This is a genomic window from Arthrobacter sp. SIMBA_036 (assembly GCF_046535135.1).
Lineage (GTDB): Bacteria > Actinomycetota > Actinomycetes > Actinomycetales > Micrococcaceae > Arthrobacter.
In genome coordinates, this window is sequence record NZ_JAWRXG010000509.1 from 1 (window position 1) to 229 (window position 229).

General features: G+C 34.5%; 1 protein-coding gene. It reads right to left on the minus strand.

What is annotated here, in order from left to right:
- Positions 1-217, minus strand: a 217-nt coding sequence (locus SB659_RS20685) for a hypothetical protein (protein WP_410551804.1), incomplete at its 3' end; no start/stop codon positions are given.
- Between the last annotated feature and the right edge of the window lie 12 nt (positions 218-229).

The following is a 229-nucleotide window of genomic DNA, read 5'->3' on the forward strand; positions in this document are numbered from 1 at the left end:
TTCTGTCTCTACCTATCCATGAGTTTTTTTGATATACTGAGGAATCATTGTATTTAGTTCTAGACCCTGTATAGTTATTGGCACCAAATCCTTTTGGCATCTCGAGATAATAACCTGTATCTTTTGTGTCTCCTTTTGCCAAAGCATTAGTTGTAACTAAACCTGACAAAAGAACAATCGTTCCGAAAGAATATGTAAGTACTTTTTTGAATTTCACTATTGATCCTCC